30 protein-coding genes and 1 riboswitch are annotated in these 23573 nt (G+C 69.9%); of the genes, 19 read left to right on the forward strand and 11 right to left on the reverse strand.

Annotated features, from left to right (window positions below):
- Window positions 1-19 precede the first annotated feature (19 nt).
- The 4 genes from EDD27_RS28090 to EDD27_RS28105 all read left to right on the forward strand — a co-directional run bounded on the left by EDD27_RS28090 (window position 20) and on the right by EDD27_RS28105 (window position 3404).
- Window positions 20-526 carry a TetR/AcrR family transcriptional regulator gene (locus EDD27_RS28090; protein WP_127935045.1) on the forward strand — a complete coding sequence of 169 codons (507 nt, stop codon included), beginning with the start codon at window positions 20-22 and terminating at the stop codon, window positions 524-526.
- Complete coding sequence (locus EDD27_RS28095; protein WP_127935046.1) at window positions 523-2019, forward strand: glycerol-3-phosphate dehydrogenase/oxidase; 1497 nt, start codon at window positions 523-525, stop codon at window positions 2017-2019. The genes EDD27_RS28090 and EDD27_RS28095 overlap by 4 nt, the downstream gene beginning before the upstream one ends.
- A 104-nt stretch (window positions 2020-2123) precedes the next feature.
- Complete coding sequence (locus EDD27_RS28100; protein WP_241564293.1) at window positions 2124-2993, forward strand: sucrase ferredoxin; 870 nt, start codon at window positions 2124-2126, stop codon at window positions 2991-2993.
- Between the two features lie 99 nt (window positions 2994-3092).
- Window positions 3093-3404: a WhiB family transcriptional regulator gene (locus EDD27_RS28105; protein ID WP_101784355.1), complete on the forward strand. Its 312-nt coding sequence runs from the start codon at window positions 3093-3095 to the stop codon at window positions 3402-3404.
- A gap of 144 nt (window positions 3405-3548) precedes the next feature.
- On the opposite strand, the gene EDD27_RS28110 is transcribed toward EDD27_RS28105, so the two are convergent.
- Together EDD27_RS28110 and EDD27_RS28115 are read right to left on the reverse strand one after the other, a co-directional pair.
- A complete protein-coding gene (locus tag EDD27_RS28110; protein WP_127935048.1) occupies window positions 3549-3914 on the reverse strand; it encodes a YbaB/EbfC family nucleoid-associated protein in 366 nt (121 codons plus the stop codon).
- 24 nt (window positions 3915-3938) lie between these two features.
- Window positions 3939-4331, reverse strand: coding sequence for a YbaB/EbfC family nucleoid-associated protein (locus EDD27_RS28115; protein ID WP_127935049.1), 393 nt, complete (start codon window positions 4329-4331; stop codon window positions 3939-3941).
- A 132-nt stretch (window positions 4332-4463) separates the two neighbouring features.
- Here EDD27_RS28115 and EDD27_RS28120 point away from each other — a divergent pair, with 132 nt between their 5' ends.
- The 4 genes from EDD27_RS28120 to EDD27_RS28135 all read left to right on the forward strand — a co-directional run bounded on the left by EDD27_RS28120 (window position 4464) and on the right by EDD27_RS28135 (window position 7368).
- On the forward strand, window positions 4464-4790 hold the full coding sequence (locus EDD27_RS28120) for a hypothetical protein (RefSeq protein ID WP_127935050.1): 327 nt from the start codon (window positions 4464-4466) through the stop codon (window positions 4788-4790).
- Window positions 4791-4797: 7 nt separating this feature from the next.
- A complete protein-coding gene (locus EDD27_RS28125) occupies window positions 4798-5745 on the forward strand; it encodes a DUF4258 domain-containing protein (protein WP_127935051.1) in 948 nt (315 codons plus the stop codon).
- Window positions 5746-5765: 20 nt separating this feature from the next.
- Window positions 5766-6029: a DUF2283 domain-containing protein gene (locus tag EDD27_RS28130; RefSeq protein WP_127935052.1), complete on the forward strand. Its 264-nt coding sequence runs from the start codon at window positions 5766-5768 to the stop codon at window positions 6027-6029.
- Window positions 6030-6162: 133 nt separating this feature from the next.
- A complete protein-coding gene (locus EDD27_RS28135) occupies window positions 6163-7368 on the forward strand; it encodes an esterase-like activity of phytase family protein (protein ID WP_127935053.1) in 1206 nt (401 codons plus the stop codon).
- Window positions 7369-7565: 197 nt separating this feature from the next.
- On the opposite strand, the gene EDD27_RS28140 is transcribed toward EDD27_RS28135, so the two are convergent.
- Complete coding sequence (locus EDD27_RS28140) at window positions 7566-7799, reverse strand: DUF397 domain-containing protein (protein WP_127935054.1); 234 nt, start codon at window positions 7797-7799, stop codon at window positions 7566-7568.
- Between the two features lie 135 nt (window positions 7800-7934).
- On the reverse strand, window positions 7935-8816 hold the full coding sequence (locus EDD27_RS28145; RefSeq protein WP_127935055.1) for a helix-turn-helix domain-containing protein: 882 nt from the start codon (window positions 8814-8816) through the stop codon (window positions 7935-7937).
- A gap of 273 nt (window positions 8817-9089) precedes the next feature.
- Here EDD27_RS28145 and EDD27_RS54605 point away from each other — a divergent pair, with 273 nt between their 5' ends.
- On the forward strand, window positions 9090-9419 hold the full coding sequence (locus tag EDD27_RS54605) for an ATP-binding protein (protein ID WP_164903823.1): 330 nt from the start codon (window positions 9090-9092) through the stop codon (window positions 9417-9419).
- Window positions 9420-9424: 5 nt separating this feature from the next.
- On the opposite strand, the gene EDD27_RS28155 is transcribed toward EDD27_RS54605, so the two are convergent.
- Window positions 9425-10051: a phosphoribosyltransferase gene (locus tag EDD27_RS28155; protein ID WP_127935057.1), complete on the reverse strand. Its 627-nt coding sequence runs from the start codon at window positions 10049-10051 to the stop codon at window positions 9425-9427.
- 198 nt (window positions 10052-10249) lie between these two features.
- Window positions 10250-11350, reverse strand: a complete 1101-nt coding sequence (gene rsgA, locus EDD27_RS28160) for a ribosome small subunit-dependent GTPase A (protein ID WP_127935058.1) — start codon at window positions 11348-11350, stop codon at window positions 10250-10252.
- 321 nt (window positions 11351-11671) lie between these two features.
- On the opposite strand from rsgA, the gene EDD27_RS28165 reads away from it, so the two are divergent.
- From EDD27_RS28165 to EDD27_RS28175, 3 genes are all read left to right on the forward strand, one after another.
- The gene (locus EDD27_RS28165) at window positions 11672-12199 is read left to right on the forward strand and encodes a sigma-70 family RNA polymerase sigma factor (RefSeq protein WP_206641688.1); all 528 of its coding nucleotides are present in this window, start codon (window positions 11672-11674) and stop codon (window positions 12197-12199) included.
- Window positions 12196-12915: an anti-sigma factor family protein gene (locus EDD27_RS28170; protein WP_127935060.1), complete on the forward strand. Its 720-nt coding sequence runs from the start codon at window positions 12196-12198 to the stop codon at window positions 12913-12915. The genes EDD27_RS28165 and EDD27_RS28170 overlap by 4 nt, the downstream gene beginning before the upstream one ends.
- Window positions 12916-12979: 64 nt before the next feature.
- Window positions 12980-13501 carry a DUF3455 domain-containing protein gene (locus EDD27_RS28175; protein WP_164903825.1) on the forward strand — a complete coding sequence of 174 codons (522 nt, stop codon included), beginning with the start codon at window positions 12980-12982 and terminating at the stop codon, window positions 13499-13501.
- 356 nt (window positions 13502-13857) lie between these two features.
- On the opposite strand, the gene glyA is transcribed toward EDD27_RS28175, so the two are convergent.
- The 4 genes from glyA to EDD27_RS28195 form a co-directional block, all read right to left on the reverse strand.
- Window positions 13858-15108, reverse strand: a complete 1251-nt coding sequence (gene glyA / locus EDD27_RS28180) for a serine hydroxymethyltransferase (RefSeq protein ID WP_127935062.1) — start codon at window positions 15106-15108, stop codon at window positions 13858-13860.
- Between the two features lie 25 nt (window positions 15109-15133).
- A riboswitch (ZMP/ZTP riboswitch) is annotated at window positions 15134-15216 on the reverse strand.
- 143 nt (window positions 15217-15359) lie between these two features.
- A complete protein-coding gene (locus EDD27_RS28185) occupies window positions 15360-16292 on the reverse strand; it encodes a YihY/virulence factor BrkB family protein (RefSeq protein ID WP_241564294.1) in 933 nt (310 codons plus the stop codon).
- A gap of 38 nt (window positions 16293-16330) precedes the next feature.
- On the reverse strand, window positions 16331-16519 hold the full coding sequence (locus EDD27_RS28190) for a YccF domain-containing protein (protein WP_338324667.1): 189 nt from the start codon (window positions 16517-16519) through the stop codon (window positions 16331-16333).
- Entirely contained in the window at window positions 16516-17280 is a 765-nt protein-coding gene (locus tag EDD27_RS28195; RefSeq protein WP_164904242.1) for a TIGR03084 family metal-binding protein, read from the reverse strand. The genes EDD27_RS28190 and EDD27_RS28195 overlap by 4 nt, the downstream gene beginning before the upstream one ends.
- 55 nt (window positions 17281-17335) lie before the next feature.
- Here EDD27_RS28195 and EDD27_RS57940 point away from each other — a divergent pair, with 55 nt between their 5' ends.
- The 6 genes from EDD27_RS57940 (at window position 17336) to EDD27_RS28215 (ending at window position 21101) form a co-directional block, all read left to right on the forward strand.
- Window positions 17336-17464, forward strand: a complete 129-nt coding sequence (locus EDD27_RS57940) for a hypothetical protein (RefSeq protein WP_277750758.1) — start codon at window positions 17336-17338, stop codon at window positions 17462-17464.
- Window positions 17465-17599: 135 nt separating this feature from the next.
- The gene (locus tag EDD27_RS58910) at window positions 17600-17683 is read left to right on the forward strand and encodes a putative leader peptide (protein WP_311132608.1); all 84 of its coding nucleotides are present in this window, start codon (window positions 17600-17602) and stop codon (window positions 17681-17683) included.
- A 106-nt stretch (window positions 17684-17789) separates the two neighbouring features.
- Window positions 17790-19478 carry a nitrite/sulfite reductase gene (locus EDD27_RS28200; protein ID WP_127935064.1) on the forward strand — a complete coding sequence of 563 codons (1689 nt, stop codon included), beginning with the start codon at window positions 17790-17792 and terminating at the stop codon, window positions 19476-19478.
- Entirely contained in the window at window positions 19475-19618 is a 144-nt protein-coding gene (locus EDD27_RS28205) for an Insertion element protein (RefSeq protein WP_127935065.1), read from the forward strand. Before EDD27_RS28200 ends, EDD27_RS28205 begins: the two co-directional genes overlap by 4 nt.
- Window positions 19615-20343, forward strand: a complete 729-nt coding sequence (locus EDD27_RS28210; RefSeq protein WP_127935066.1) for a phosphoadenylyl-sulfate reductase — start codon at window positions 19615-19617, stop codon at window positions 20341-20343. The genes EDD27_RS28205 and EDD27_RS28210 overlap by 4 nt, the downstream gene beginning before the upstream one ends.
- The gene (locus EDD27_RS28215; protein WP_127935067.1) at window positions 20325-21101 is read left to right on the forward strand and encodes a sirohydrochlorin chelatase; all 777 of its coding nucleotides are present in this window, start codon (window positions 20325-20327) and stop codon (window positions 21099-21101) included. Before EDD27_RS28210 ends, EDD27_RS28215 begins: the two co-directional genes overlap by 19 nt.
- Window positions 21102-21229: 128 nt before the next feature.
- On the opposite strand, the gene EDD27_RS28220 is transcribed toward EDD27_RS28215, so the two are convergent.
- On the reverse strand, window positions 21230-21967 hold the full coding sequence (locus tag EDD27_RS28220; RefSeq protein WP_127935068.1) for a DUF1707 SHOCT-like domain-containing protein: 738 nt from the start codon (window positions 21965-21967) through the stop codon (window positions 21230-21232).
- A gap of 268 nt (window positions 21968-22235) precedes the next feature.
- On the opposite strand from EDD27_RS28220, the gene EDD27_RS28225 reads away from it, so the two are divergent.
- Complete coding sequence (locus EDD27_RS28225; protein ID WP_241564296.1) at window positions 22236-23573, forward strand: ankyrin repeat domain-containing protein; 1338 nt, start codon at window positions 22236-22238, stop codon at window positions 23571-23573.

Consider the following 23573-nt stretch of genomic DNA (forward strand, 5'->3'; position numbering starts at 1 on the left):
CATGCTTACACTGTGACACATGACGTCGATTCGTCACAATGACGGGGTCCTTGACGCGGCTCGCGACTGCGTGCTGGCCTACGGGGTCCGCAGGACGACCCTCACGGACGTGGCGCGCCGGGCGGGCGTGTCCCGGATGACGATCTACCGCCGCTGGCCCGACGTGCGCACGCTCGTCGCCGACGTGATGACCAGGGAATGGGTGCGCGTCGTCGCGGAGCTGGACATGTCGGATCCGGTGCGCGCGGTGGTCGCCGGGGTGCGGGGGCTGCGCGCGCACCCGCTGTGGCGCAAGATCGTGGAAGCGGATCCCGACCTGCTCATCCCCTACCTGCTCGACCGCCGGGGCGCGACCCACGAGGCCGTGCTGCGGGTGCTGGAGCCGGCACTCGGCGACCCTCGCAAGGCCAGGGCGGTGCTGCTGGTGGCACAGTCGTTCCTGTTGTCGGCGCCCACCATGCTCGACCCCGTGACGCTTGACGAGCTCGACACCGAGCTCGCCGCCCTGCTGGAGGCCTACCTGTGAAGAGTTCGCTGAACGCCCGCCGCCGCGCCCGCGAGCTGCGCGAGGTCGCCGAGGAACGGGTGGACGTGCTCGTGGTGGGGCTCGGCGCGACGGGTGCGGGCGCCGCGCTCGACGCCGCCTCGCGCGGGCTGAGCGTGGCCGCGATCGACGCCCACGACCTGGCGTTCGGCACGTCCAGGTGGAGCTCGAAGCTGATCCACGGCGGCCTGCGGTACCTGGCCAAGGGGCAGCTTGACGTCGCCTACGAGAGCGCGGTCGAGCGCGGGATCCTGCTGCGCAGGACGGCTCCGCACCTGGTCAAGGCGCATCCTTACGTGTTGCCGCTGACCCCCGGGGTCTCCCGGCGGCAGACGGCGCTGATCATGGCGGGCTACCGGGCCGGCGATGCCCTGCGCGCCGCCGCGCGCACGCCGCGCCGCCTGCTCCCCGGCCCGACGCGCCTCAACGCGGCCAGGGCGCACACGCTGGCGCCCGTGGTGAACGTGGACGGCCTGCGCGGCGCGCTGCTGTCGTGGGACGGCCGGCTGCTCGACGACGCCCGGCTGGTGGTGGCGATCGCCAGGACCGCCGCCGCGCACGGCGCCCGCGTGCTGACCCGCTGCCGTGCGCTGCGGTTGTCGGACCGCGGCGCCGACGTGCGCGACGAGCTGACGGGCGAGCACTTCACCATCCGCGCCCGGGCGGTGATCAACGCCGCCGGGGTGTGGGCGGGCACCCTCGATCCGCAGGTGAAGCTGCGGCCGTCCCGCGGCACGCACCTCGTGCTGAGCCCGGGGACCCTGCCGGGCCTGATCGCCGGCATGCACGTGCCCATACCGGGAGAGAGCAACAGGTTCGCGCTCGTTCTGCCGCAGCGCGACGGCCGCGCGTACGTCGGCCTCACGGACGAGCCCGTGGAGGGGCCCGTGCCCGACGTCCCCGAAGTGCCCGAGGAGGACGTGAGAGCGCTCCTGGAGGTGCTGAACGGCATTCTGGGGACTCCGGTGACCAGAGAGGCGGTTGCGGGCGTCTACGCGGGCCTCAGGCCCCTCCTGGCAGCGGACGGGCGCACGGCGGACCTCTCCCGGAAGCACGCGGTGGTGTCGGACGGCGGCGTGGTCACCGTGGTCGGGGGCAAGCTGACGACATACCGGCGCATGGCCGAGGACGCGGTGGATCGAGCGGTCTCGTCCAGGAAACTCCCTGCCGGCCGGTGCCGCACACGGAAGATCCCGCTTGTGGGTGCCGGGCCCCAGCCGTCCGGTTTGCCCACCCGACTGACCGAGCGGTACGGCAGCGAGGCCGGCGCCGTGCACGAGCTCGTGAAGGCGTACCCGGAGGAGGTCGGGCTCGGCATCACCGAGGGTGAGCTGATGTGGTCGGTCCTGCACGAGGGCGCGCTGGACGAGGGCGACCTGCTGGACAGGCGGACCCGGATCGGCCTGGTCAGAACGGACAGGGACCGCGCCCTGCCCGCGACACGGGACGTACTGGAGCGAACCAGCCACGCCTGAGCCCGCCGATCCGTTAGGTTAGTCTTACCTAATTCAACGGAGAAAGAGGGAGCGAAGCGTTGGCGAGGGGCTGCGAGCATCCTGTCGGGTGTCACACCGGGAAGGTGCCCACACTGGCCAGCGCCACCGTGGGAGCCCGGCTCTGGCTGCTCATCGAGCACAACGGCGCCTGGCCCTCCCATCTGGAAAGCTTCGAACTTCCTGAGAGAATCTCTGAACTCGTCCGCCGGGCACTCGAACGCGGTATCAGGCCCCAGCTGATCCGCCGCCCCGGCAAGCGGACCCGCCCACGGGAGCAGGGCATCCGTGTGCTATTGGCCTACGGCGCGGGCGACCGCCCCTGGCTGGCCGGCGGCGTCATCGCAGGTCCTGACGATCTTGACCTGGACGCGCTGGTGGCCGGAGTGGTCCCGGAGTCCTGCATACTTGAAGACGAGCCGGTATTTCTGGTCTGCACGCACGCCAAGCGCAATGTGTGCTGCGCCCGCATTGGACTACCCCTCGCTCGGTTCCTGGCCGATTCTCTGCCGGACAGAGTGTGGGAAACGTCACACGTTGGCGGCGATCGCTACGCCGCCAACCTCGTGTGCTTGCCACACGGAATTTTCTACGGCAGCATGTCTCAGGCTGCTGCACTGGCAGCGGCTAACGCGTACCGGTCGGGCGAGGTCATTCTCGACCGCTACCGGGGACGCGCAGGCATCCCTGAGCCATTGCAAGCCGTCGAGCACTTCGCCCGAGCCCATACGGGAGAGCGCTCCGTCGGCGCGGTGGCCGTGGAATCCTCCAGGTCGGACGGTGACGTCACCGTAGCCATCGTGCGTTGCGGCGACGTCCGGCTCCAGGTTGTGGTTGAGCCATCGGCGTTCACAGCGCCGTGTGGCACGGCTTGCGCCGAGACGATCACCACCTACCGGCTGGTTTCGCTGGACAGGCTCGCGCCTGTGCGGTACGCCACGCCTGCTCTTGCCTGAACAGGGAACATCACGGCCTTACGTTGCGTTGGAACAGTGACGCCAAAAGCGTCCAATGCGGCTCAAATCCGAAATACCTCTCACGAAGGTGGTTTTCTCATGTCTCAGGTACGTCGGCAGCTCGCCCGCCCGCGCCCCAGCTGGGGTTGGCAGGATGATGCCGCGTGCCGGGGTGAGGACCTCGTGCTCTTCTTCGGCCCCGACGGGGAGCGGCAGCCCGAGCGTGACGTACGTGAGCGGAAGGCCAAGGCGATCTGCGCCCAGTGCCCCGTCCGCACCGAGTGCCTTGACTACGCGCTGTCCCGGCCCGAGAAGTACGGCACGTGGGGCGGTCTCAACGAAGACGAGCGCGCCTCCGAGCGGCGCCGTCGCATGCGCCGCGCGGCCAGCGCCGGCATCTCCGCCGCCTGACATACCCGGCAGCGTCACCATCGCGTGATCAAGCAGTTGTGCCGATGAACCGGAGCCTGGCCTTCCATGCCCAGGCTCCGGCGAACCCGGTCGGGACAACTGCCTGATCAGGCACCACGATCGCCGCGCTCCCCCGGCGCGGCGTCATCTCCACTGAGCGTTCATGACACGCTCCATCTGTGCGGCGGCCTCCCCGGGCTCGAACCCGGGCAGGCCCTCGCGCATCAACTCCTCCGTACGGCGCGCCACGTCGAGCCCGGCCCGCGCGACCGCCTCCAGCACTTCTTCCGACAGCGTCACGCTGTCCATGCGCATGGCCCGCGGCTTGATGGTCACGTCGAGCACCCGGCCGTTCCCCGCCACCGTGGCCTCGACCTGACCTGACGGGCTCTCGCCCACACCCCTGAGCTCGTCGAGCGCGGCTTGCGCCCGCTCCACCCATGCCAGGATTCTGTCCGCCTCGTCCTCGGCTCGCCTGATGTCCTCATCTCGGATGCCGGCCGGGTCCATGCGGAAATCGTGCACGCTCGCCTCTCAGCTGATCAGATTACGGGCGACCTGTTCGACCCTGTCACGAATGAACGTCTCGTCGAGCGGCTGGGGCATGTGCTCGGTGTCGGCCATGGCGTCGTCCGTGATCCGCCGGACCCGCGTCTCGGCCTCCCGCTGGGCGTCCTGGAGCACCGCCGTCACCTGCTTGCCGAGCGCCGCGTGGTCGAGCCGCATCACGCGCGGATCCAGGCGCAGCTCCACGATGCCGCCCCGCCCGTCGGCCACGGCCCGCACCATGCCGTCGGAGCTCTCGGCCCTCCCGCTCACGTCGCGCAGCTCGGCCTGCGCCTGCCGCAGGCGGGCCATCATGCGCGCGCCCTGGCTCAGGACCCGCTCCATGTGCTCGGCATCCGCCTCCGGTGAAGGTGTCGTCATGGTCGACTCCCGCTGTTGGCAGTGATTGCTCAGCAGTTTGTCACATGATCGACAATCTTGTTCAAAGCGAGATGGATCACGAAATTTATGATCACGGCGCGTTCAGCGATCGTTCGCACTAAGGTCTTCCGCATGAGTTCGGGGCTTGAAATCGACCGGGATTCTGTGGAGCGCTACGCCACCGCGATGCGGGTGCACGGAGAGGACTACGCCGCGGCGCTGGAGCGGCTCAGGGAGCGTGGCGTGGGCGGCGCCTCCTGGGGAGGCGCCGGCGGCCTGCTGTCCATGCTGCTCGGCCCGTACGCCGAAGCCACGGCGCTCGGGCTCGAGGCCATGACCGGGATCTCCGGGGCCATGGGCGACACGGGCAACGGGCTGAGCCTGGCCTCCGCGAACACGCGTGAGGGCGAGCGGGCCGGCGTGGACCAGGCGCGTGCTCTCGCGGACAGGTGGACCTGACATGGCCATGACCTTCCCCCCCGAAGTGCACGGGATGCTGCACGACATGGGCCTGGAAATGGAGCCCGGGGACGAGGACGAGGTACTCAAGGACTCCTACGCCTGGCGGACCGTGCTGGCCGTGGCCGAGCCCACCGCGGCCGGAGCCGACGCCGCGGTCAGCGGAACGCGGCAGGCCTACCACGGCGAGGGAAGCACCGCGCTGGCCGGCTATTGGGGCGAGACCGGCGGTGACGGCGGGCATCAGAGCCAGGCGATCGCGGCGGCCAGGTCCGCCCCTGTCGTGCTGGAGAACACCGCCTGGCTGACGACCGGAGTCAAGATCGCTATCGGCACCGCCGCGGTCATCACGACCGTGCGGGTGGCCAGGGCGTTGCTGATGGGCGGGCCGTACGGCGGCGCCCTCGCCACCGCGGAGATGCTCCGCTCGCGCGCCCTGATCCTCCGGGTCAAGCGAGAGGGCATGGAGGGGGCGGGCAGGGTCATCGCGCCGGCGCTCAACCGGCTCCTCACCCAGCGGTTCCGCCGCATCGTGGAGATGCTGCGGCGCCCCGGAGGCGGCGGCCCGACCCCGGCGCTTGCCGGTCCCGGGCGCGCGCTCGCGGGGCCGAGGAACGTGGGCCCGCGAGCGACGACCGGCCCGAGTCACGTGCGCGACCGCATGGCCGCGATGGGCCGCAGCAACAAGAACGCGCGACAAGGCGGCAACGGGCGCCGCGGCGGAGGCGGCCGCGGCGGGAGCAAGAAGGACAGCACGGACGGCACCACGTCACACGCCAATCAGCGCCAGGGCCAGCGTGGCGTCAGCGATGACATGGTCAATCAGACGATCAAGAACGGGCAGTCGAAGCCCGGCAACCAGCCGGGTACCACCGTCCATGAGACCCAGAACATGCGTGTCGTGACGAACAGACGAGGCGGCATCATCTCGGTCATCCGGAAGAACAAGAAATAGTCACCGCTGAAAGGTCTGACTTGCGGATCGAGCACGACGACGAGAACGACGTCGCCTACATCTACCTCGTGGACGAGATCGGCGAAGGTGAGGCGGAGTCGCAGGTCCTGGTGGAGCGCGAGGGCATGCCGGGAGAACTGGTGCTGGACTTCGACGCCGGGGGCCGCCTCCTCGGGGTCGAGGTCCTCGGGGCGTCGGCCATCCTGCGGCCGGAGGTCCTCGCGCTGGCGCACGAGGACGACGAGGAGCCCCCGCCCACCGCGTACGGGCTGCCTTCGCGTTAGCGTCACCGCACGCCCTCGGGCACCGTGGCGCCGCACCATACGGGGGCGATGACAGCCGGGCCGACATCTGGCGGTCATCGCCCGTTGCCGTCCGTTCGGAATGCCGTCATATGGCCGCCCTAGGGTGCCCGCCATGAAACGCATCGCCATCCTGCTGGCCGCGGGCGCGGCGGCCCTGTCCATAGCCGCTCCCGCCGCCGCCGACCCCGGCCGTCACGGCACCCAGCCCGGTTTCGGGCAGGCCACGCTGACGGGGTTCGCCTCGCTGCCCGCGCTGACCTTCGTCCCCGGCAGCGAGCCGTCGGGATCGTCCCTCGGAACCGCGCCTGTCAACGGGGTCACGCCGCCGTTCCCCGGCCAGCCCGTGCAGGGCTTCAGCGGCATCGTCCGCCGCCACGACGGCACGTTCGAGGTGCTGTCCGACAACGGCTTCGGCAACAAGGCCAACAGCGCCGACTTCCTGCTGCGGGTGCACCGCGTCAAGCCGGATTTCGCGGCGAAGTCCGTCCAGGTGCTCGGCGGGTTCAACCTGACCGACCCGCGCGGGCTGGTGCCGTTCCCGCTCACCAGGAAGGACCGCACGCTCACCGGCGCCGACTTCGACGTCGAGTCGATCGTGCGCACGGTGGACGGCACGTACTGGATCGGCGACGAGTTCGGCCCGTTCCTGCTGCACTTCGACCGCAAGGGCCGGCTGATGGAGGCCCCGATCGAGCTGCCGGGCGTCCGCGCGCCCGAGAACCCGAACCTGAACGGCGCCCAGCCCAACCTCGGCGGCAGCAAGGGCTTCGAGGGGATGGCCAGGTCCGTGGACGGCCGCCACCTCTACCCGCTGCTCGAGGGCACGGTCGCCGGCGACCCTGCGGGGACGCTGCGGATGAACGAGTTCGACCTGCGCGAGCGGGCCTACACCGGGCGGCGGTGGACGTACCGGCTGGACTCGTCCTCCCACGCCATCGGCGACGCGATCGCGGTCGACGCCGACCGGTTCCTGATCATCGAGCGGGACAACCTGCAGGGCGACGCCGCGCAGGTCAAGCGCATCTACCTGGCGGACATGCGGGACAAGGACGGCGACGGCGCGCTCGACAAGACCCTGGTCGCCGACCTGCTGAACATCGCCGACCCGCGTGGGCTCGGTGGCGCGCCGGGGACGTTCAGGTTCCCGTTCCAGACGATCGAGGACGTCGTCATCCTCGACGACCGCACGCTCGGCGTGCTGGACGACAACAACTTCCCCTTCTCCAACGGCCGCACGCCGGGCAAGCCGGATGACAACGAGTTCATCACCCTCCGCCTGACCGGCGGCCTCAAGGCGGACCCGCGCGTCTACCGGTAGGCGCCACCCGGTTCGGCCGGTGGCCCGCCCACCGGCCGAACGTGATCCTTCGCTACGTCGCGTTCGCCGGCGGGGGCCACCGGCCGCGGCCGGCTCCCGGGCGCCCGCGACTGACCGAGTGGCGCCGGCGCGGCGCGCCCCGCGACTGACCCAGGGTGACCGAAATCCGGCCCTGGACTCGCCCGTAATCCGGCCTCTCAGACGATGAGGTCGTCGAATTCGCCGTCCTTCGCCCCGAGGACGAACGCGGTGATCTCCGCCTGGGTGTAGACCAGCGCCGGCCCTTCGGGAAAGCGTGAGTTACGCATGGCGATCTCCCCCGTGGGCAGGTTCGCGACCTCGACGCAGTTGCCGTTGGGGTTGCTCCTCTTGCTCTTGCGCCAGACGACGGGCAGACGGCCGGCGGGTGTTCCGTTCCGGAACTCGTGCATGGGGGCAGCTCCTCGCGATCTTACGGATGCACGTGCATCCGCGTTTGCGAGGTGACAATACGGCAACACGTTGACGTCTATATACCGGACGACCAAAAATCCCGGTATGTAGTGGATCACAGGGATTTCAGCAGGTCAGTCGGAAAGCAATCGTTCCAGAAAGCGTCTGGTCTCGTTCGGCGTCTCCGCCTGGATGCTCAGCCGGTCCATGACCTCCATGTAGTGGTCAGAGTCGGCAGGTTTGTCCAGGTAGAGGGCACTGGTGAGCTGCTCCATGTACACCACGTCGGGCAGCTCACGCTCCGGGAACCGGAGGATGCTGAACGGCCCCCCGGCCGCAGCGTGGCCGCCGCGGTCGAACGGCATGATCTGCACGGTGATGTTGCGCGAGGCGGTGACCTCCAGCAGATGGGCGATCTGCGCCCGCATCGTGTCCGGCCCGCCGAGCCTGCGGCGTACGACCGCCTCGTCGATCACCGCCCAGAGCGTCAGCCCGCTCGAGAGCCGCTCCTGCCGGATGGTGCGCAGGGCCACCCGCCGGTCCATCTCCTCCCGCGTCGCCTTCTCATGGGCCAGCTCGATGACCGCCCTGGCGTAGTCGGCAGTCTGCAGCAGGCCGGGCACGAACTGGTTCTCGTAGGTGCGGATGCTGGAGGCGGCGCCCTCCAGGCCGATGTACACCTCGAACCAGGAGGGCAGCACGTCGGTGTACTTGTGCCACCAGCCTGGGGCGTTGGCCTGCTTGGCCAGGTCGAGCAGCGGCTGCCGTTCGGCCGGGTCGGTGACGCCGTACAGGGTGAGCAGATCCGCCACGTCGCGCTGCTTGAAACTGACCTGGCCGAGCTCCAGCCTGCTGATCTTGGCGTGAGATGCGCGAATCGAGTACCCAGCGTCGTCCCGCGAGATACCCTTCTCGGTACGGAGCCTCCGGAGTTGGGTTCCGAGCAGGATACGCAGCACCGTCGGGCTTCCCGGCGAATAGCTGAGAAGCTTCCCTTCCGCGCTCTCTGCGCTCACTGCGCCGCCCCTTGATCGTCTGCACGTGCAGATGCGATTGGCATCTGTAAACTACGAAAAGTCTTGCATTGGTAAGCACTCCCCGTAAAGATGGGCAATGGATCACCAGACCGCGCTTCGGGGGCCAGAATGACGACTTTCGACGCTCGGCCGCAAGCCGCCATCGGTTCCCGGCCACCAGGGTGGCTCTCGACCATTCTGGTGGATGGCCGCGCCGGTGAGTGCGACGCTGTGTTCCCCTTCCATCAGCGTTCGGCGCTCGAGCCTGCCTGCGTGGCCACCGCCAGGCGGTTCGTCGATCAGACGCTCACCTCGTGGGGCGTGATCGAGGTCGCTTTCGACGCGCAGCTGGTGGTCTCCGAGCTGGTGACCAACGCGATGCGGCACGGCGGCGGGGTCGTGCAGCTCCGGCTCCTGGCCCACCGAGCCGAGCTGGCCTGTGTGGTGACCGACCACAGCCAGACCGTCCCGGTGGCCGCCGCACCCGACGTCTTCTCCGAGTACGGGCGAGGGCTGCGGCTGGTGGACGCCCTCTGCACGGCCTGGGGGTGGCTCTCCCCCGGCGGCACGCGCAAGCTGGTCTGGGCCGTGCTCGCGGGCTGAGCCGGTCACTCCCGGCCGAGCAGCTCCAGCACGTCGGCGTCGCTGAGCTGGTCGAATCGCTCGTACCACTGCCCGACTGCCCTGAAGTCGATCGGCGTGAGAAGCACCACCACCTCGTCAGCCTCGTCCCGCATGGACCGCACGGTCTCGCGGGCTCCGACCGGCACGGCAAGCGTCACCTTGGCGGGCTTGTGCGTGGCGACCGCCCTGAGCGCGGCCCGGGCGGTGCCGCCGGTGGCCAGGCCGTCGTCGACCACGATCACCTCCCGGCCCTCCAGCGGAGGCAGAGGGCGGTCCCCCCTGTAGGCGTGCACCCGGCGGGCCAGCTCTCTCCGCTCCCTCTCCACCACGTCCGCGACGGACTCGGGCGTCATGCCGAGCCGGTCCAGCAGCCGCAGATCGAAGACGGGCTCGCCGCCCTCGGCTATCGCGCCGACGCCCAGCTCCGGCGTCGGCGGATATCCGATCTTCCTGGTCACCAGCACCTCGAGGTCTGCGCCGAGCCTGCGCGCGATGGGCACGGCCACTGCCACGCCGCCGCGGGGCAGCGCGAGCACGACAGGGTCGTGCGCGTCCAGCAACCGCTCGGCGAGCCTTGCCCCGGCCTCGGCCCGGTCTGGGAAGAGCTCCATGACCTGTGCTCTACCCCGCAGGCGCGCACTCCTCGCCTCCCGGCCCCCTCACCCGTTCAGATCTCGGTCACCCTGGTTCACCCATCACCGCGTCACCGCAGGCCACACCGGTCTCCACGCCCCGCAGTCACGGCATGAACGGTAGGCCAGGCCCGCCCGGACACAGGGCCCGGGCAGGACCACGGCCCACGCAGCGGGTCAGGGGCGGTTGCGGCCCGAGCGGCGCATTTCCTTGGTGATGACCTTCCACTTGTTCTGCTGTTCCTTGCGCAGGCGCGCGTCAGTGCGGCCGGCCATCCAGGCGGCCTCGCGCTGCAGCTTGCGCCAGCTCTCCAGGCGCCGTTCCGGCAGCTCACCGCTGTCGACCGCGGCCAGCACCGCGCAGCCCGGCTCGCCGTTGTGCCCGCAGTCGCCGAACCTGCACCGCCCGGCCAGCGTCTCGATGTCGGAGAAGACGAGGTCCACGCCCTCACCGATGTCGTAGAGCCCGATCCTGCGGATGCCCGGCGTGTCGATGACGAGCCCGCCGCCGCGCAACGGGATCAGCTCCCGGTGCACGGTGGTGTGCCGCCCGCGCCCGTCCGCGGCGCGTACCTGCTGGGTGTCCATGACGCTCTCCCCCGCCAGCGCGTTGACCAGGGTGGACTTGCCGGCGCCCGACGGGCCGAGGATGACGGCCGTACGCGAGCCCCCGAGGTAGCCGGCGACCAGCTCCACCCCCTCGCCGTGCAGCGAGGAGACGGCGTGCACGTCCACCCCTGGCGCGGCCACCCGCACGTCGGCGAGCAGGTCGTCGAGCCCCTGCTCGAACAGGTCGGACTTGGTGATGAGCACGACGGGCGTGCCGCCGGACTCCCAGGCCAGCGCGACGAGCCGCTCGATGCGGCCGAGGTCGGCGAAGTCGGTGGAGTGCATGGACGGCTCGGCCACGAACACGACGTCGACGTTGGCCGCGAGCACCTGGCCCTGACCGTCGCCCGACAGGCCGCCGATCGAGTCGCGGCTCACGCCGCCCCTGATGAACGCGGTCGTCCTCGGCAGCACCACGTCGAGCTCGTAGCGCCCCTCGGGGAGCAGCCGCAGCGCGACCCAGTCGCCGACGCATGGCAGCGCGACGGGGTCCGCGGCCGACGCCCGGCGGACGTGGGCGGCGTACTTGACGTGATGGTGCCCGTCGGCCGCGAGCACCTCGGCGGCGCCGCGGTCGACGCGGGCCACACGGGCGGGAACGGTGCCGGTAGGCAGCTCGGCGGCGCGGAGATCGGTCCAGCCGAGCAGAGAAAGATCGTAAGAAGACAACGGAATGAAGCCCTTGATTCGAGAAGGAACCGGGCAGCGTCAGATGAGCGCCCGGAGGTGGACTGACGGCAGGCAGAGCAGGACGACCCGCATAGTCCTCACCTCCTCGATCGGTTGCCGTGGTGACTCTACGCACCCTGTCCCCGGCGATGCAATCCAATTTGGCATGGCGATGTGTTGAACCATGCCATGCCGGCTCGTCGTACCTCCTGCCGACGGACGCGAGAAAGGGGAATGATGCGAGCGAGCACGTATCCCCCGCCCTCGGCCGACGGAGCCGCCCCGATGGGCAAGCCGCGCTCACGCCACCGGATCCGGCACATGCGACCGGATCACGAGGCGCCCGACGACGAGGTGGCAGTGTCCGCGCTCTACCGGGAGTATCACAGGCCGCTGCTGGCCTTCGTGATCCGGCTGACGGCGGGCGATCGGCAGTGGGCGGAAGACGTGGTACAGGAGACCATGATCCGCGCTTGGCGCAGCGCGGAGCAGCTCGATCCTGAGGCAGTCTCACTTATGCCCTGGCTAGCCACAGTCGCCAGACGTATCGTGATCGATGACCGGCGGCGCAGGGACGCCCGCCCCCAGGAGTCGGGCGACGGGCCGCTGGCGAGCATGCCCGTGCCGGACGAGATGGAGGGTCTCCTGCACCAGGTGGTCGTGTCAGAGGCGCTGAAGGCTTTGTCGCCGGCCCACCGCGAGATCCTCAACGAGACGATCCTGCGGGACCGGTCGGTCAACGACGCCGCCGCGGCGCTCGGCATCCCGGTGGGCACCGTGAAGTCCCGGGTTTACTACGCCGTTCGCGCGCTGCGCATCGCGTTGGAGGAGAGGGGGGTGACGGCGTGACATCGAGAGTCGAGCACACGGACGTGGGCGCGTATGCGCTCGGCCTGCTCGAGGACGACGACAAGGAAGCGTTCGAGGCCCACCTCCTCTTCTGCGCCGCCTGCCGCTCCGAGCTTTCCGACCTGGCCGGCGTGGCGAGCGTGTTGAACGGGCTCGGTGGTCCCGTGGTGGACGACCGCCCGCCTTCGCCGGCCCCGGCGATCGACATGCTGCGCCGCAAGAGGGCGGCGGACAGGAGGACGCGCAAGGGGACGTTCATGATCGGGATGGCGGCGGCGGTCACGCTGGTCGCCGGCGGGCTGACCATCGGCACGCAGCTCACCGGGGGTGAGGCGCCGCAGGTCGCGCAGGGTTCCGATCAGATGTCCCACATGGGCCCGGCCGAGCAGTTCTACGCCGGCGGCCGGCCCATCGAGGGCAAGGGGGTCGACGGGATCACCGGCGGGCTGGTGGTGGAGTCCAAAGGCTGGGGCACGCACGCGGCCCTCAAGCTGGCCGGGGTCAAGGGGCCCTTGGAGTGCGAGCTGATCTCGGTCTCCAAATCGGGTGAGCGCCGGGTGATGACCGGGTGGTCCGTGCCTCCAGCCGGGTACGGAGTGCCGGGGTCGCCCGATCCGCTCTACATGCACGGCGGCAGCGCGACCCAACTGAAGGACGTCGATCATTTCGAAGTGGTGACCTCGACAGGTAAGAGGCTGCTCACCATCGAGGCTTGATCCCACCTATTCCGAGCCCTCGCGCCACTGGTGGGAGGGCTCTCCCATGCCCTGGCGCGGATGCGTGGGTATTGACGTCACCAGAACGCCCAACGGCACGGCCAACATCCCGGAACTGGTGCTCGACGACACGCAGTCAGCCTCCGGCACCGGCCTCCTCGCCCACACCACGCAGATCCTGCGCCTGAGCACCACCGGCGGCCTGGCCCCCAACGACACCTGCCAGCCCGGCACCCAGGCCAAGGTCCCGTACGGGGCCGACTACATCGTCCTCGGCCAAGGCCTGACCAAAGGGACGCCGGTCCCGTCCCCCTGGCAGGCCCTCCCCGGCCGGCGCGGCGCCCAGTCCTCCAGGCCCCGCCGCCGGCCACCGCGACGGGGCACTCCGGCCCGCCCCGCTCGCGACAAGCGCCCCGCCGCACAAGGAGCCCGTGCGGCGGGGCGCCCCTGTGTACGGGAGCGTGTGGCGGGATGCGCCGCAGACCGGCGCGGCGACCAGGCCAGGAACCACGGAACCCGGCCAACGAGGCCGGTGCGACGACGCGCCGACGGACGGTGCCACTTCGCACGAGGTAAGGGGCCGTAGGCGGGCAGAAGCCGTCCGGGCGCCGGTGCGGCGGGATGGGGTGCGGCCGAGCCCGGCGCAAGATGTATGGCGGCCAGGCTAGGAACCACGGAACCCGGCCAGCGGGGCGCCGTAACGGCGGCGCGCCACTGACCGGGTCAGAAAGCGTCTCCCTGGACAGAGCCCAGCTAACGACGGCGACTGGATGAACCTGGCCCCGCCGTAAAAGATCAAAAGCCTCTCTCCCGACAGAGCCCAGCCAACGACGGCGACTGGATGAACCTGGCCCCGCCGTAAAAGATCAAAAGCCTCTCTCCCGACAGAGCCCAGCCAACGACGGCGGTTGGAAGAACCCGGCCCGGCCGTAAAAAATGGGCCTAAAGACCCGGGGCGGGGAACTGCGCGGTCAGCTCGCTGACCTCGTGATGCACCCGGCTGATGACGTCCTCGGCGTCGCCCTTGGCGAGGGCGGTGACGACCTCGTCCATCCAGGCCCCGATCTGCCGCATCTCCGCCTCGCCCATCCCCCGCGACGTGACGGACGGCGTGCCGATGCGAATGCCCGACGGGTCGAACGGCTTACGCGTGTCGAACGGCACCGTGTTGTAGTTGGTCTCCAGACCGGCCCGGTCGAGCGCCTGCGCCGCCGGCTTGCCGCCGATGCCCTTGGGCGTGAGGTCCAGCAGGATCAGGTGGTTGTCGGTGCCACCGGACACCAGGTCGAACCCGCGGGAGGCCAGCTCGTCGGCCAGGGCCTTGGCGTTGGCGACGATCTGGTGCGCGTAGGCCTTGAACTCGTCGGTGGAGGCCTCGTGCAGCGCGACGGCGATGGCGGCCGTGGTGTGGTTGTGCGGGCCGCCCTGCAGGCCGGGGAAGACGGCCTTGTTGAGTGCCGTGGCGTGCTCGTCGCTCGTGGCCATGAGCATGGCGCCGCGCGGGCCGCGCAGCGTCTTGTGAGTGGTCGTGGAGATCACGTCGGCGTGGCCGACCGGGGACGGGTGCGCGCCGCCCGCGACCAGGCCCGCGATGTGCGCGATGTCGGCGGCCAGCACGGCCCCGACCTCGCGGGCGATCGAGGCGAAGCCCTCGAAGTCGATGGTGCGCGGGATGGCGGTGCCGCCGCAGAAGATCAGCTTCGGCCGGTGCTCGAGCGCGAGCTGCCGCACCTCGTCGAGGTCGATGCGGCCGGTGTCCTTGCGTACGCCGTAACGCACCGGGTTGAACCACTTGCCGGTGGCCGAGACCGACCAGCCGTGCGTGAGGTGGCCGCCGAACGGCAGGCCCATGCCCATCACGGTGTCGCCGGGCTGCAGGAACGCCATGTAGATCGCCAGGTTGGCGGGCGAGCCCGAGTAGGGCTGGACGTTGGCGTGGTTGACGCCGAACAGGGCCTTGGCCCGCTCGACCGCCACGGTCTCGATCTGGTCGATGACCTGCTGGCCTTCGTAATAGCGCTTGCCCGCGTAGCCCTCGGAGTATTTGTTGGTCAGGACGGTGCCGGTGGCCTCCAGCACGGCCTTGGACACGTAGTTCTCCGACGCGATGAGCTTGACCGTGTCGGACTGGCGGCGCTCTTCCGCCTTGATGAGCTCGGCGATCTGCGGGTCGACGCTAGCGAGAGAACTCATGACTCTCCTGTCATCGTTGACAACGTGCGAAGACCCAGGCGCACGGCCTCCGCTCCTTTCGCTCCCCGGTGGTCTATCCCACCCAATGCGCCAGTCGCGTCTCGCTGTAGACGATAGCGGATCCGCCGACGGCTCATCGCTTCCTGATCTGCGGGTTCAGGCGGGTGTGACGGCGACGTCCTTGATCACGCCGAGCGGTCCGAGCTTGACGTCGATCTCGGCGCCGGGTAGATCGGGAACCTTCGGTGGCTCTACTTGGTACGGCTCACGCCCGGCCAGAGCCGATCGACCTCGGCGTTGAGAATGGCCCCGATCAGCACGGCCAGCGCCGTGATGTAGAGCCACAGGAGGACCGCGACGGGCGCCGCCAGGGAGCCGTACACGGAGACGGGTGAGAACCACGCGGCCAGCACGGCCCGCAGCACCGCGGCGCAGAGGATCCACAGGAACAGCGCCAGGATCGCGCCGGGCAGCTCCCGGTACCACTTCGTCCTGACCGGCACGCTCACGTGGTAGAGCACGGTCAGGAAGAGCACCGAGCCGACGATCACCACCGGCCAGTACAGGATGTCGATCATGACGCCGTACTCGCCGGGCAGCGCGTCCTTGAGCAGCGTCGGGCCCACGATGAGGATCGGCATGACGATGATGCCGATGACCAGGCCCACGACATAGAGGCCGAAGGACATGAGCCTGGTGCGGATGATGCCGCGTTCCTCGCCCAGTCCGTAGGCGACGGAGATGAGGTCCACGTACACGTAGAGGGCTCGGGAGCCGGACCAGAGCGACAGCAGGAAGCCCAGCGAGATGATCGACACCTTGCTCGCGTCGTTGCTGAGGACGTCGGCGATGAGCGGTTTGACCACCTTGTTCAGGGCATCGACCGAGAACAGCAGCGCGGCCTGCTCGATCACCCACGCATTGACCTGCTTGACCACCTCGCCGCCCGCCCAGGCGCCGATCTTGGCCAGTACGCCGATCAGGCCCAGCACGAAAGGAGGCAGCGACAGCAGCGCGAAGAACGCCGCCTCGCCCGCCAGGCCGGTCACCCGGTAGGTGACGCCGGCGTTGGTGGCCGCGCGGACGATCGCCCACGACTTCGTGTCGAGCACCCAGCTCAGCCTGGCCCTGGCGTTGGAGACAAGCCCTCTCTTCGGCCGGGGCGGCGCATCAGTGGACGTCATGGCACCCAACAGTTTTCGCAGTGACTCTTCGGCACAGCTTACGTCCCCTGTAGCTGCCCTAGTCGAGGTCGACGATGCGGGCGCCCAGCGGAAGGAGGGAGACCGGGATCATCTTGATGTTCGCGACGCCCATGGGAAATCCCGATGATGGAGATGAAGAGGGGGATAGAGGTGACGACGTGGCCGATGGCGAGCCAGATGCCGGCGACCACGCACCAGCATGTCACCCTGATCTGGGTGCCCGGCCTTTACCAGGAGGACCGGCGAACGCCTGGGCGATCTTCATCCAGGCCCGCGCCGGCTCGCCTTCGAGCTCCAGCGCCGTGTCGGACAGATGGACACGCTGGGTGACGACGAGGCAGAAGTCGAGCATCGGCCCGCGTACCACGGCGGCCGCCTCCGGCGGGCCGGCCGACCACATGCTGCCGTCAGGCATGGTCAGCTCCGCGCGCACCGGCTCGGTGGGCTCCGGCAGTCCGCGCACGGCGAAGCTGTAGGGCCGGGCCCTGAACCCGATCATGGCCACGTGCCGCAGCCGGCTCGTCGGCTCCTTGACGACTCCGAGCGCGTCGGCCACGTCCTGGCCGTGGGCCCAGGTCTCCATCAGCCGCGCGGTGACGAAGGAGGCGGCCGACATCGCCGGCCCGAACCACGGCACCCGGTCGCGGGGGCCCAGCGCGGCGAACGCGTCGATGCTCCGGCCCCGTGCGGCGCGGAACCAGTCGCGCAGCTCGGCCGGCGACATCCCGCGCGCCTGCACGACGAGGTCGTCCACGGACGACAACCCTGCCGGCGAGGCGTGGAAACCCTCGGGGTCGGTGACCGCCCGGGCTGCGGCGTCGTCGAACCAGGCCAGATGGCTCACCTGGTCCCGGACCGCCCAGCCCTCGGCAGGCGTGGCCAGCTCCCAGTCCTCGTCACGCAGGGGCTGGAGCAACGCCTCGAAGGAGGCGGTCTCGGCCCGGAGATCGCCGAGCAACTCGTCCATGAGATTCACGTGCTGTCAGCCTCCCGAACAAGGTTCTAGGAGAATAATTGCAGACGTGATCTGCCAGAGTTGCAAGGAGAAACGCCACGAGGACTGCCGCGGCGGCTCCTGGTGCGACTGCCAGCACCAGAGCGCCGAGGACAGGCCCAAGGACTGCGAGCTGGGCTGGCGCCGCCAGGGTTGAAAGATCGGACCCTGCTCCTTGCCGAGCCCGCTCGGGAGGACTTAGATAGGTGTCCTCGCTTCGCTGCGGGTCCATCTGAGTCCATACTCTGGACCCCGTCTTGGACATCTTGGACGGCCAAGGTATCTTCGAAGCATGCCAGCGGACCCCATGCTCGTCGGTCGACGCCACGTCGACCTTCAGCGTGTCCGCAGTGCCATCTGTTGCGACGCCCGCTAACTCGATTGTTTCTGCCGCTGAGCGCGTCGCAATCCTCCCTCGCATCCTGCCCTCGACGATGAGGCTTGAGGAATCCTGCGCGCGCCCATGATCCTAAGGACGCGCAATGAGCACCCCTGCCAGCCGCACCCCTGCCAGCCGGCACCACAAGCGCCCGCGCGGCGAAGGCCAGTGGGCTCTCGGTTACCGTGAGCCGCTCAACAAGAACGAAGAGAACAAGAAGAACGACGACGGCCTCAACGTCCGCCAGCGCATCATCGACATCTACTCCAAGCGTGGCTTCGACTCGATCGACCCCGCCGACCTGCGTGGCCGCATGCGCTGGTACGGCCTCTACACGCAGCGCAAGCCCGGCATCGACGGCGGCAAGACCGCCATCCTCGAGCCGGAGGAGCTGGACGACCGCTACTTCATGCTGCGTGTACGCATCGACGGCGGCCAGCTCTCCCTGGCCCAGCTGCGCACGATCGCGGACATCTCCAACGACTACGGCCGCGGCACCGCCGACCTGACCGACCGCCAGAACGTCCAGCTGCACTGGATCGAGATCGAGTCGGTGCCGGACATCTGGGAGCGCCTGGAGGCCGTGGGCCTGTCGACGACCGAGGCATGCGGCGACACGCCGCGCGTGATCCTGGGGTGTCCGCTGGCCGGCATCGACGCCGACGAGGTGCTCGACGCGACCGAGCAGATCGGCGAGATCTACGACCGGGTCGTCGGCAACCCCGCGTACTCGAACCTGCCCCGCAAGTTCAAGTCGGCGCTGAGCGGCTGCCCGGCGCACTGCACGGTGCACGAGATCAACGACGTGGCGTTCGTCGGCGTGGTCAACGAGCAGGGCGAGGCCGGCTACGACCTGTGGGTGGGCGGCGGCCTGTCCACGAACCCGATGCTGGGCAAGCGGATCGGCGTCTTCGTCCGGCCCGACCAGGCGGCCGAGGTCTACGAGGGCGTGGTCGGGATCTTCCGCGACTACGGCTACCGGCGGCTGCGGCACCGGGCGCGGATCAAGTTCCTGGTCAACGACTGGGGCGTGGAGAAGTTCCGCGAGATCCTCGAGACCGAATACCTCAAGGCTCCGCTGCCCGACGGGCCCGCCCCCGAGCAGCCGCGCGGCAGCCGACGCGACCACGTGGGCGTCTTCCCGCAGAAGGACGGCAACTTCTACGTCGGCTTCGCGCCCAAGGTGGGCAGGCTCGACGGCGACAAGCTCCACACGATCGCCGACATCGCCGAGCGGCACGGCTCCGAGCGGGTGCGTACGACGGTCGAGCAGAAGATGGTCATCCTCGACGTCGCGCCCGACCAGGTGGACTCCATCGTGGCCGAGCTGGAGGCCAACGACCTGCAGGTCAGGCCGTCCACCTTCCGGCGCCAGACGATGGCGTGCACCGGCATCGAATACTGCAAGCTGGCCATCGTCGAGACCAAGGCCACGGCCGGCCACCTGATCGACGAGCTGGAGCGCCGGCTCCCCGACTTCGACCAGCCGCTGACCATCAACGTCAACGGCTGCCCCAACTCCTGCGCCCGGATCCAGGTCGCCGACATCGGCCTCAAGGGCCAGCTGGTGGTGGACGAGAACGGCGACCAGGTGGAGGGCTTCCAGATCCACCTGGGCGGCTCGCTCGGCGTCAACGCCGGCTTCGGCCGGAAGGTGCGCGGGCTGAAGACCACCGCCAAGGCGCTTCCCGACTACGTGGAGCGTGTGGTGAAGAACTACGACGCGCAGCGCAAGGAAGGCGAGTCGTTCGCCGACTGGGTGCAGCGCGCGGACGAGGCGGACCTGAAATGAGCACCCGAGCGGTTCCGTTCCACTGCCCCTACTGCGGCGACGAGGACCTCGAACCCTACGAGGGTGACGGCGGCTGGTACTGCCGTGCCTGCGCCCGCGCCTTCAAGCTGAAGTTTCTCGGGATCGGAGTGAAGATATGACGCTGGTGGACATCGAAGTGGGTTTGAGAGAGCAACGCGGCACACTCGACCTGCAGGACATCGTCGAGTCCGCCGCGACGTTCCTGGAGGGCGCCCCCGCGCGCGAGATCATCCGCTGGGCGGCGGCGACGTTCGGTGACCGGCTCTGCCTGACGTCCTCGATGAGCGATGCCCTCCTCATCGACCTGGTGAGCAGGGTCAAGCCCGGCGTGGACGTGTTGTTCATCGACACCGGCTACCACTTCGCCGAGACGATCGGCACGCGGGACGCGGTGCGGCAGGTCTATGACGTCAACGTGATCGATGTGAAGCCGTCGCGGACGGTCGCGGAGCAGGATCGCGATCTCGGCCCGCGGCTGTTCGGCCGTAACCCGGACCTGTGCTGCTACCTGCGAAAGGTGGAGCCGCTGAACCGGGCGCTTGAGCCGTACCTGGCGTGGGTCTCCGGCATCCGCCGCGACGAGTCGCCCAGCCGGACCGGCACCAGGGTCGTCGAGTGGGACGCCAAGCGGCAGATGGTCAAGGTCAACCCGATCGCCGCCTGGACGCAGGAAGACGTCGACAACTACATCGCCGACAACGGGGTGCTGATCAACCCGTTGCACTACGACAACTACCCCTCGATCGGCTGCGCGCCGTGCACGCGGCAGGTCGCTGAGGGAGAGGATCCGCGCAGCGGGCGCTGGGCGGGCCTGGGGAAGGTCGAATGCGGCATTCACCTTTGATCCCCAGGAGGGGACTCGTCCCGTTGGCAGGCGGGACGGCCCCCGGTGGCGTGCCACTGGTGGCGGTGGCGCACGGATCGCGAGATCCGCGTGCCGCCGCCACCGTGGCCGCGCTGCTCGAGCAGGTGCCGCTGGACGTCCGCGTCGCGTACCTGGATCACTGTGCTCCCACGCTCTCTCAGGCGCTGAGCGGCCTGGAGGAGGCCGTGGTGCTGCCGCTGCTGCTCACCGAGGCATACCACAGCCGGGTGGACCTGCCGGCGGCGCTGAACGAGGCACGCGCGCGCCGGCCCCGCCTGCGCGTGCAGTACGGCACGACGCTCGGCCCGCACCCGCTGATGCGGGCCGCGCTGGAGCGGCGCCTTGCCGAGGCGGGCGTGCGGCCCGGGGACCCGGACACGGCGGTGGTCCTGGTGTCGGCGGGCTCCAGCGACGCCAGGGCGAACGCGGTGATCTCGGAGATGGCGCGGGAGTGGCGGCGCACCGGCTGGTGGACGGTCAAGGCCGCCTACGCCTCGGCCGCAGAGCCCTCCCCCGCGCAGGCGGTGGCCGAGCTGGTACGCGCGGGCGCGCCCAGGGTGGCCGTGGCGCCGTATTTGCTGGCTCCCGGCTACTTCGCCGACAAGGTGCGGCGCAGCGCGCTGGAGGCGGGCGCGGCCGTCGTGGCCGACGTGCTCGGTCCCGCGCCGGAGCTGGCCGACGTGCTGCTGGAACGTTACGAGCAGGCGCAGCGGCAGCCGGTGTCCCTCGCGATCTGAGCGGTTCGCGGCGCCGATCCGCCTCGTCGGGCGGGGCGCGTCAGTAGCCGCGCCCGTAGCCCCATGCCGTCGGTAGCCGCGCCCGTAGCCCCACGCCGTCGGTAGCCGCGCCAGGAGTCCCGTGGCGTTCAGTAGCCGCGCCCGTAGCCCTTGTGCTGGTCGCGCAGCTGCCTGCGCAGCTCGCGGCCCTCGGTCCGCAGCTGCCTGCCGAGCTCCCGCCAGTCCTCGCCGTGCAGCTGCCGCCAGTGCTCGCGCCAGGCCGCGAAGCTTCGCTTCAGCGGCTGTGCCCGCGAGTCGCCGAGCACCTTGACGTCGCCCATGACGGCGTACGCGTGCACCCGGACCACGGGCACGTTCATGCCGGGCGCGGCCTCCAGCACGTCCACCTTCTTGTCGCCCATGATGGCCATACCGTCGAGATCCACGTTGACCCCGTCGGGCACGATGATCTTCACGTCCCCCATCACGGAGACGGCCGTGATGTCGACCACGTCCGTGCGCACCTCGGCCTCGCGCAGGTCGAGCACCACGTCCCCCATCACGGCGACCGCGCCGAGCTCCTGGTCGATCCGCCACTTCCCGCGCCGCTTGGAGTCGCCCATGACGCCGACGAACCAGCGCCGCTTCCTGCCCTCACGGGCGGGCCGAGCTCCGGCGGGCACGGCGCCGGCGGGCACGGCGCCGGCGGCAGGCAGGTCCTGGGTGAGCATCGCCAGCTCGGCGTGGGTGGTGGCGGTGTAGGCCGCCTCCGTGCGGTCGGTCAGCTCGGCCAGCGTGAGCCTGCCTTCCACCGAGGCGACACGGAGCTGCTCGACGACGGCCTCGCGCTCGGCATCCGACGCGCGGACCTCACCGGGATCAGTCATACTCGCAACATATCGCGTCTTGGCCGAAATGCAGCTCCTCCTTCTGGAGGAGAAGTGTCAGACCAACCGATGAGAAACCTGCAAAACGGACTGCCGCTACGACCTCGACCCGGCACGACGGTGGGGCGGCAGTCTGATGAGCAGGTTTCTCATCGGCATGCCAATTCGTCATGAGTGTTGAACCCAGTCGGCTCTGGGGCGCGTACCAATCGATGACATGGCCCTAGCTTGGTCCGGGGCGCGGCCGGACCAGGTTAGGGTCCGTGTCATGCATGAGGAACAGCTCTACCGCGCGGCGTTGAACGGCGATACCGAGACCGTGGGCAAGCTGCTGGCCGGCGGCGCCGATCCCAACAAGCCCAGCGAGGGCGAGGAGGAGGGGCTGCCGCTGTGCGCGGCCGCCGCCTGGGACCGGCACGAGGTGGCGAGCACGCTGCTGACGGCCGGCGCCGACGTCAACGGCCGGGAGACCGGCGGCTGGACGGCCCTGCACTGGGCCGCCTCGAACGGCCACGCCGCCACCGCCAGGGTGCTGATCGACGCAGGGGCCGACGTGGACGCGGCCAACGACGACGGCGACACCCCGCTCACGCTGGCCGCCAGGCGCGGCGCGCTGGGTGTGGTGCAGGAGCTCCTGGAGGCGGGCGCCGACCCTGAGAAGTTCGACGGCGACGGCGACACGCCGCTCGACATCGCCGTCGACTGGGTGGGCGTGCATCTGGAGAGCGCGCTGCTGGACCAGATCGAGCAGGAGGGCTGGGAGTACGTCGTGGCCCGCCAGTACGCCAAGGACGGCACCGAGCTGGTGACGGTGGCCGGTCGCGCGCCCGACGGCGAACAGACCGAGCAGGTCCAGGCGCAGCGGGGCCACGCCGCCATCGCCACGCTGCTGGAGGACGCCACCGGGGTCTACCCGCCCGTGGAGCGGCTCGTGGCGCGGGCGCTGGCCCATCGCGACATCGACGAGGACGCCGAGACCTGGTGGATCGTGGCCGACACGCTGGCCAAGCGGGCCGACGAGGAGACGTACGAGGCGCTGGCCAAGCTGTGCGTGAGCGAGGACGCCAGGGAGCGGGAGTTCGGCGTGGACGCGATCGCCCAGTTCGGCTTCGCCGAGGGCGAGAAGCCGTTCCTGGAGCGCACGCTGCCGCTGCTGCAGAAGATGGTCACCACGGAGGGCAACCCGCAGGTGCTGCGCTCGGTGCTGGCCGCGCTCGGCCACCAGGGCGACCCCCGGGCGCTGCCCGCGGTCCTCGACATCATCGGCCGCCCGGGGCACAAGCGCACGATGACGGACGCGATCGCGCTGGCCGACGTGCTGCCACCGGACCACGAGGAGGGCCTGGCCCTGCTGATCGAGATGTCCGAGAGCGACGAGGCCGAGGTGCGCGACTGGGCCACCGCCGGGCTCGCCGGGCTGGAGGCCGACACGCCGCGCATCCGCGAGGCCCTGGCCGCCCGGCTCGCCGACCCTGACCTGCGCACGGTGGCCGAGGCCACGCGCGGTCTCGCCGTCCGCGGGGACGACCGGGCCGCTCAGGGTGCCCAGCGGGTGCTGGCCGAAAGCGACGACGAGTACGCGAGGAACCTCGTCACGCAGCAGTAG

Source organism: Nonomuraea polychroma, from assembly GCF_004011505.1.
Lineage (GTDB): Bacteria > Actinomycetota > Actinomycetes > Streptosporangiales > Streptosporangiaceae > Nonomuraea > Nonomuraea polychroma.